This window comes from Chloroflexota bacterium, assembly GCA_020850535.1.
Lineage (GTDB): Bacteria > Chloroflexota > UBA6077 > UBA6077 > JACCZL01 > JADZEM01.
Window position 1 is genome coordinate 19,476 of the sequence record JADZEM010000191.1, and the last position, 7,976, is coordinate 27,451.

Consider the following 7,976-nt stretch of genomic DNA (forward strand, 5'->3'; position numbering starts at 1 on the left):
GCGAGGACGCGCGAGAGGGCCGGCCGATGGTCTCTGTCGAAGCAGCCGAGCGCGCCCGCGAGCCTCTGTCGTCGGACGGGGCGTCTGGGCCGTGGTCTGGCGGCTCGGGCCGGGCCGGCCCGGCACGCCGGAGCCTGCCGGCCACGGTCCTGACCGTCACCTTCCTGGTGGCGCTCGTGGCCCGACTGCTGGCGCACGACCTCGTCATCACCGCCGACGAGGACAACTGGATGCGGCGGGCGGGCGGCTTCACGTTCGGCATCCTGAACGGCCAGCTCGGGCGGACCTATCAGAACGGCCACCCGGGCGTCACCACGATGTGGGTGGCGATGCTGACGCTGGGACCCCGGCGGATGGTGCAGTACGCCGACCGGGTCCACAACCAGCGACTGGTGGGGCGGGTGCCGGGCTTCTGGGATGCACTGGTCGACGCCCGGCCCGGGTTCGCGCTGGCGACGGCCTTGTTGGTCGCGCTGATCGCCGGGCTGGCATGGCGCGTCTTCGGTGGGCTAGTCGGCGCGCTGACCGGGCTGCTGCTCGCGCTGGAGCCGTTCTACCTCGCCATCTCCCAGCTCGTGCACATGGACGCCCTGCTGAGCGGCTGCATGGTCGCGTCGGTGCTGGCGCTGCTGGTCCGCTGGGCACGCGACGGCGGCCGGATCTGGCTGGTAGTCTCCGGCATTCTGGCCGGCCTGGCGATCCTCTCCAAAGTGCCGGCCATCTACCTGTTCCCGTTCACGGCGGCGCTCGGGGCAGGGCTGCTGGCGCCCGCATGGCTGCGCGGCGAGGTCGACCGGCGCGATGCGCTGGTCAGGCTCGTGACCGACGGGCTGATCTGGGGCGCGGCCACCGCTGGCGCGTTCGCGTTGTTCTGGCCGGCCGTCTGGGTGCTCGGACCGGCCGAGGTGCTCGGGCGCGTGGCCGAGTTCACGAAGGAGACTGGCGGCCAGCCGCACGAGCAGGGGACGTTCTTCTGGGGACAGCAGACGGCCGATCCTGGCCCCTTCTTCTACCCCGTCGCGATGGCGTTCCGGCTTGCGCCGATTACCCTGCTCGGGCTGGCGCTGGCGGCGCTTTGCTGGCGGCAGGTGTCGGAGCGCAATCGGCCGGCCGCCCTGGCGCTGGTCGGGTACGGCCTTGGCTTCCTGCTGATGATGACGCTCGGCGCGAAGAAGCTGGACCGCTACGTCCTGCCGATCTTCCCGGCCCTCTGCGTGCTGGCGGCGCTCGGGCTGGCGGCGGCCTACTCCTGGCTGCACGCTCGGATGGCGACGGTGGGCGCGGCGCGCGGGCCGTGGCGCGGGGCGGCGGCGGCGCTGGTCGCCTTGCTGACCGTCTGGCCGGCCACGTCGACGTATCCGTACTTCCTGACCTACTACAACCCGCTGCTCGGCGGCGGCCCTGCGGCCCAACGTCTCGTGATGGTGGGCAACGGCGAGGGGCTGGATCAGGTGGCGACCTGGCTGAACGCCCAGCCGAACGCCCAGGATCAGTGGGTCGTGTCGCACTCGTTCGATATCCTGCAAGCGCTGATCGTGGGGTCTGGCGAGTCCCTGCGCGACCGCGTCCCCGGCAACGCCGACTGGGTGGTGCTGTACCGCTTCCAGATCCAGATCGGGCACAGCCCGCGCGTGCTGGACGAGTACCTGAACCGGCGCACGCCCGAGCACGTGGTGTGGATCAACGGCGTGGAGTACGCGCGGATCTACCGGGGACCGCACCAGCAGACGACGGCGGAGGGCTCTCCGCTCGGGACTTCGGATGTGGCCCTCACCCCCCGACCCCCTCTCCCTGTGCGCGGGAGAGGGGGAGACGGACGAGATTCGCGCGTCTCCCCCTCTCCCGCGCCCCGGGAGAGGGGGTCGGGGGGTGAGGGCCTCCTCGGACTCGGGGGTGAGGGCCTCCTCGGGCCGGGGGGTGAGGGCCCGCCCCGGGAGCCGCCCGTATGAGCGCTGCGTCAGTCACGGCCACGGCTGCGCGCCCTCGGGTGGCCGCGTTGCCCGTCCGCGCACAGGTGCTGATGCTGGTCGTCGGCGTCTTCGTGCTGGCGCTGGCGCCGCGCCTCGTCGCGCTCGGCCTCTTCCCGACCTCCGACGAGGATAGCTGGATGCGCCGCACGGGCGGCTTCACCTTCGGGCTGGTCAACAACCAGCTTGGCCGGACCTATCAGAACGGCCACCCCGGGGTCACCACGATGTGGATCGGGATGCTGGCCCAGGGCACGGACGGCGCGCTGCGCTTCGCGGACCGCGTCCACGGGCTCCGGTTCGTGGGGCAGGCGCCGGGCTACCTGGATGGCCTGGCCCAGGCCCGCGTGGGGTTCGCGCTCCTCGGCGCGCTCGGGGCGGCGGCCTCGGCGTGGCTGGTCTGGCGGCTCTTCGGCCCCGGGACAGCCGTCCTCGCCGGCGCTGCGCTGGCCGCCGAGCCGTTCCTGGTCGCCAACCAGCAACTGGTGCATGTGGACGGGCCGTTGGTGACGTTCACCGTCCTGGCGGGGCTGGCGACGGTGGTCCGCTTCGCGGCCGGCGGGGGCGCCGGCCTGCTGCTGCTGGCCGGCGTCGCCACGGGCCTGGCGCTGCTCTCAAAGACGCCGGCGCTCTTCCTCGTGCCGTACGTGCCGCTGGTGGCCGTTGGCAGCGCTGCCCTGGGAATCCTGGGAGCGTGGCGATCCTCGCCGCCCGTTGCGATGGAGGCCCGGGCGGTGAGGATCGCCGCGCTCCCGGTCCTCCGCGACCTGCTGATCTGGGCCGCGCTGGCGGCGCTGACGTTCTACGCGCTCTGGCCGGCCCTCTGGGTGCTCGGGCCGGGCGAGGTTTTCACGCGCATCGTCGCCTTTACCCGCGAGACCGGCGGCCAGCCGGACGAGGTCGGCAGCTTCTTCCTGGGGCAGGTCGGCGCGGACCCGGGGCCGTTGTACTACCCCGTCTCGACTCTCTTCCGGCTCAGCCCTTTCGCCACGCTCGGGCTGGTGCTGGCTGCGGTGCTGGCCCGGCGCGCGCCGCGCGAGACGCTGCAGCGGGCGGGCTGGCTGCTGGTCTTCGCCGGCGGCTTCGGCCTGATGATGACGCTCGGGCCGAAGAAGTTCGACCGCTACCTGCTGCCGGCCGTGCCGATGCTGGTGATCCTGGCGAGCCTCGGCTGGTGGCTGCTGCTGGAACGGCTCGCCCGACCGGCCGCGCGGATCGGCCTGGGCGTGGCGCTCGGCCTCGTGCTGGTCTTTCCGCTGGCGTCGGTCTACCCGTACGCCCTCGCGTACTACAACCCGCTGCTCGGCGGCGGTCCGGCCGCGCAGCGCGCGGTGATGATCGGGAACGGCGAGGGGCTGGATCAGGCTGCCGCGTGGCTGGCCGCCCAGCCGAACGCCGCCGATCTCCGCGTCTCGGCCCACTCCTGGGACATCCTGGCCGGCCTGGTCCCGGCCGACGGCGAGCCGCTTCGTGAGGGGGTCCCGAACGACGCCGACTACATCGTGACCTACGGTCGGCGCATCCAGATGCACCGCTGGGGCGCGTCGCTGGAGCGCTACCTCGCGGCCAACCCGCCGGTCTACGTGGTCCGGATCAACGGCATCGAGTACGTCCACATCCACCCCGGCCCGAAGCGGGGCGCGCAGCCGTGAGCGATGTATCCCTGAGCCACACAGTAGTGGCGAAGTCCGCCGCGTCTCTCGCCGCGGCTCCGGCTCCTGGGGTTGGAGTCGGCGTCGAGCGCCCGAACCTCGACGGACGGTCAGTCGGCGGCCTGAAGCTGCGCCGGGCGGCCAGCGTGGCCGTGGTCGGGCTGCTGCTGTTCGTGCTGGCGGCCGGCGTGCGCCTCTACGCCATCGACGCCTACGTCACCATCGACGAGTCCCGCTGGGTGCAGCGAGCGTCCGACTTCTGGGCGCTGATCGGGCAGGGCAACCGCGAGGACACGTTCATCATCGGGCATCCCGGCGTCACCACGATGCACACCGCGCTGCTCGGCATGGGGCCGGAGCGGGCGCGGGCCTTCTCCTTCCTGGAGGGCCGCGCCGACGCCACCCGCCGCGACGGCTACTTTGACGCGCTGGTCGCTTCGCGCAGGCCGTTCGCGCTGGTCGGGGCGCTCGGAGTGGCGGCGACGGCGCTGCTCGGCTGGCGTCTGTTCGGGGCCGGTCCGGGCATCCTTGGCGGGCTGCTGCTCGCGTTCGAGCCGTTCCTGATCGCGCACGCCCGCGTGACCCACCTGGACTCCGGCCTCACGACCTACGCAACCATCGCGGCACTCAGCGGCATCATCTATTTCACCAGTCCGGGCGCCGCCCGTGGCACGTGGCCGTACCTGCTGCTCTCCGGGGCGGCGACCGGGCTGGCCTTCCTGACGAAAGCGCCGAGCGTCTACGTGATCCTCTTTGTGCCGCTCGTGGCGGGGCTCTGCTGGCTCACGCTGAGCCGCCGGCCGCTGGGCATGATGCGGGCGGCCGTCGAGCTGGCGATCTGGGGCGCGGTGGCCGCCAGCGTCGGCTTCTTGCTGTGGCCGGCCCTCCAGGTCAATCCGGTCGGCACGGTCCTGAAGATGGCCCAGTTCACCGAGCGCGTCGGCGGCGGCGAGCACGACAACTTCTTCGCCGGTGTGGTCACCGACGATCCTGGCCCGGTCTTCTACCCACTGGCCCTGCTGCTGCGGCTGGCCCCCGCCACGCTGCTGGGCGCGATCCTGGTGGCCGCCTGCTGGCGACAGCTCAGCCGGCCGCGGCGCGGCATCGTCGGGCTGCTGGTGCTCTACTGCGTCGGCTTCATGGCGATGATGACCATCGGCCCGAAGAAGTTTGACCGCTACGTGCTGCCGACGATGCCGATGGTCGGGCTGCTGGCCGGGCTGGGGCTGTGGCTGGCGGCCGGCTGGCTCGCCGAGCGGCCGGCGCTCCGAGCGTTCCCGTTCACCGCCCGCCGACTCGTCTTGCCGTCCGTGGCCCTGCTGCTCCAGGTGGCCGTCCTGCTGCCGGTGATCCGCTATCCGCTGGCCTACTACAACCCGCTGCTCGGCGGGAGCGCCGTGGCCGACCGCCTGGTGCTGGTCGGCTGGGGCGAGGGGCTGGACCAGGTCGGGGCATGGATCGGGCAGCAGCCACGCCCGCTCGGCGAGCCGATCGTCGCCACGTCGTACCACCGCGTGCTGCAGGCCCAGTTGAGCGGCAGCGCCGTCCCGCTCGAGCACGTCCGGATGGCAGACTACGTCGTGCCGTACGTGAACACCCTCCAACGCGGCATGGACGCCGACGTGCTCGCGCCGTTCCTGCGCGACGGGTCACCGCTCCACTCGGTGCGGATCAACGGTATCGAGTACGCGCGGGTCTACCAGGGACCGCACTACCCGACCGGCGCTGACCTCGACGCCGACTTCGGGGGGCGGGCGCGGCTGCTGCGCTACGACGCCGCGCCCGGCACGGGGGTGATGCGCGCCACCGAGGAACTGACCGTCCTGCTGCGCTGGGACCGCCCGGCCACGGCCGGCGAGCGGGTTGTCGTGGGCGTGGTGGCGGCCGATGGGCGGTTGCTGGTGCAGGACGAGCGCCCGCTCGGTGCCGACGGCCCGAACGCCGAGGGGCAGCCCGGCGAGCTTCACCGACTGACGCTGCCCAGGCAGACTGCCCCGGGCACGTATCGCCTGACGCTCCGCGTGCAGGACGGACGCACCCGAGCAGCCGTCCCCGTGACGGGCGGTCCCCAGTCCGGGCAGGAGTCGGTGCTGCTGCGCGAGATCGTGGTGGAGCGGACGCCGTGACCGCCGCGCCAGCCCAGCACGCTGACGGCGCACCGTCGAGCCGCTCGGGAGATGGCCAGACGCCGATCCTGCTGCCGACAGGCGCGCCGCCCTCGACCGCGCTCCCCGCCACGACGACCCGCACGGCAGCGGCAGCCCTGGCGCTCGTTGCCGCCGTCGCGCTGACCGTGCGGCTCTGGGGGATCGGCTGGCAGCTGCCCTACCAGTTCCACCCGGACGAGGGGCATTACACCTGGAAGGCGATGGACCTGATCAGCCAGGACACCCTCAACCCGAAGTACTTCCGCAACCCCTCGTTGTTCACGTACCTCTTGCTGGGGGAGTACAAGCTGCTCGGGTTCCAGCCGCCGCGCCTCGACGAGCAGGCGGCCACGACGGATGGGCTGCTGCGGCCACCCTCGGGCGTGGCCTACGTCGGGCGGGTCACCAGCGCCATCCTGGGTGTGCTGACGGTCCTGGCGATTGGCTGGATCGGTTGGAGGGCGCTCGGGCCGTGGACGGGGGTTGTCGGGGCGTTGTTCCTGGCGCTCGCGTTCATCCACGTCCGCGACTCGCACTACGCCACCAACGACGTGCCGTCCGTCTTCCTGCTGACGCTCTCGGTGGCGGCCTCGGTCAGCCTGCTCCAGCGACCTCGCCTCGGGGCGTACCTGCTGGCCGGGCTGCTCGGCGGCCTCGCAACGTCGGCCAAGTACAACGCCGGGCTGTTCGTCGTGCCGCTGGTGGCGGCGCACGCCGTGGCGATGTGGCGCGCGTGGCCCCTGAGACGTTCCCCCCTCTCCGCGCCGGAGAGGGGGGGCAGGGGGGTGAGGCTACTCACCGCTTTCCTGATCCTCGCCGGCCTCGTCTCCCTGGCCGCCTACCTGGCTGGCACGCCGTTCACCGTCCTCGACTTCCCCAAGTGGCTCGCCGACTTCCGCACCCAGTCGGACTTCGTGGACGAGTCGTGGGAGGGGCAGGCCAGACTCTCGCCCGGCGTACCGTACCTGCTGGCGTTCGGGGCGGGCCTCGGTTGGCCGATGCTCCTGCTGGCCGTCGTCGGGGTCGTCGTGCTGGTCCGTCGCGCGCCGGCCGTTGCCGCTGTCCTCGGGGCGTTCCCCCTCGTCTATCTGCTCTTCATGCTGCGCTCAGAGCTGTTCTTCGTGCGTTTCGCCCTGCCGGCCGTGCCGTTTCTCTGCCTGTTCGCCGGGGTGGCAATCGTCGGGCTGGCGACCTGGGCAAGCCGCTTCGGAAACCTGATCGGCCTCGGCGTCGGGGCGGTGCTCACCGTCCTGGCGCTCGGGCAGCCGACCCTCGACACGGTGCGCCACAACCTCCTGGTGTCCCAGGATGACACGCGCGTCCTGGCCGAGCGCTGGGCGCTGGCGAACGTGCCGCCCGGGGCCAAGCTGCAGCTTGAGGAGTACACTATCCGCGACCGGCGCCCACGGGCCTACGGCGCGGGCGTCTGGACGCTCGACACCGACCAGTTCAACGTGAACGCGGTCCGCCGGGCCGATCCGGCCGCCCCGCTGCGTGGCTCGACGCGCTACTTCATGATCTCGAGCTTCCAGAAGGACCGCTTCGGCATGGCCCCAGATTCGGCCCAGGCGCAGTTCTACGCGGCCCTGGCGCGCGAGGGGAGGGTCGTCGCGCGGTTCGCCCCGGGCCGCGGCGGCCAGCCGATCCCGTTCGACCTGGAAGACCTCTACTCGCCGTTCTGGGGCCTGGACCGCTACGAGCGGCCCGGCCCGACGATCACGGTCTACGAGCTGCCGGCCCGCTGACCGTCATGCGTTGCTCGCTCAGATCGCCGTTAGGCGACACGTGTCATCCTGAACGAAGTGAAGGATCTCACCCGCTGACGCGCCAGATCCCCTGAGTTCTTGACGGCCAGGTTGGGAGATCCTTCGCAGGCTCAGGCTGACCCGTGGGGCTTGTCGGGCTTCGGCCAGCAGGGCGATTGCATGTTGATATCGTCGTGCGGCGGCGTCGGGGCTTGAAAGCCCCGCCTACCATCCTGCAGTCGCTGCGCGACGCTCCAGTCGCACCAGTGCCGGCCGTTCCCGACGGCCGTCGCGCAGCGACTGAATGACGGTAGGCGGGGACTTCAGTCCCCGACCGACCGTTCCATGATGCTTCGGGGACACCAATGAACATGCCATCGCCCTGATGCTGCTACCAGTGCAATCGTATGTTGAGCGCGTCGTGCGGCGGCGTCGGGGCTTGAAAGCCCCGCCTACGATCCTGCA

The 7,976-nt window shown here is 71.9% G+C and carries 4 protein-coding genes; all 4 read left to right on the plus strand.

From position 1 onward, the window contains the following. Window positions 1-26: 26 nt before the first annotated feature. Genes IT306_27750 through IT306_27765 form a run of 4 tightly spaced genes read left to right on the plus strand, consistent with a single transcriptional unit; the run spans window position 27 to window position 7,511 of the window. The gene (locus IT306_27750) at window positions 27-1,949 is read left to right on the plus strand and encodes a glycosyltransferase family 39 protein (protein MCC7372241.1); all 1,923 of its coding nucleotides are present in this window, start codon (window positions 27-29) and stop codon (window positions 1,947-1,949) included. Next, a complete protein-coding gene (locus tag IT306_27755) occupies window positions 1,946-3,619 on the plus strand; it encodes a glycosyltransferase family 39 protein (GenBank protein ID MCC7372242.1) in 1,674 nt (557 codons plus the stop codon). Before IT306_27750 ends, IT306_27755 begins: the two co-directional genes overlap by 4 nt. Further along, window positions 3,616-5,745 carry a glycosyltransferase family 39 protein gene (locus IT306_27760; protein MCC7372243.1) on the plus strand — a complete coding sequence of 710 codons (2,130 nt, stop codon included), beginning with the start codon at window positions 3,616-3,618 and terminating at the stop codon, window positions 5,743-5,745. The genes IT306_27755 and IT306_27760 overlap by 4 nt, the downstream gene beginning before the upstream one ends. Next, entirely contained in the window at window positions 5,742-7,511 is a 1,770-nt protein-coding gene (locus IT306_27765) for a glycosyltransferase family 39 protein (GenBank protein ID MCC7372244.1), read from the plus strand. Before IT306_27760 ends, IT306_27765 begins: the two co-directional genes overlap by 4 nt. Window positions 7,512-7,976 lie beyond the last annotated feature (465 nt).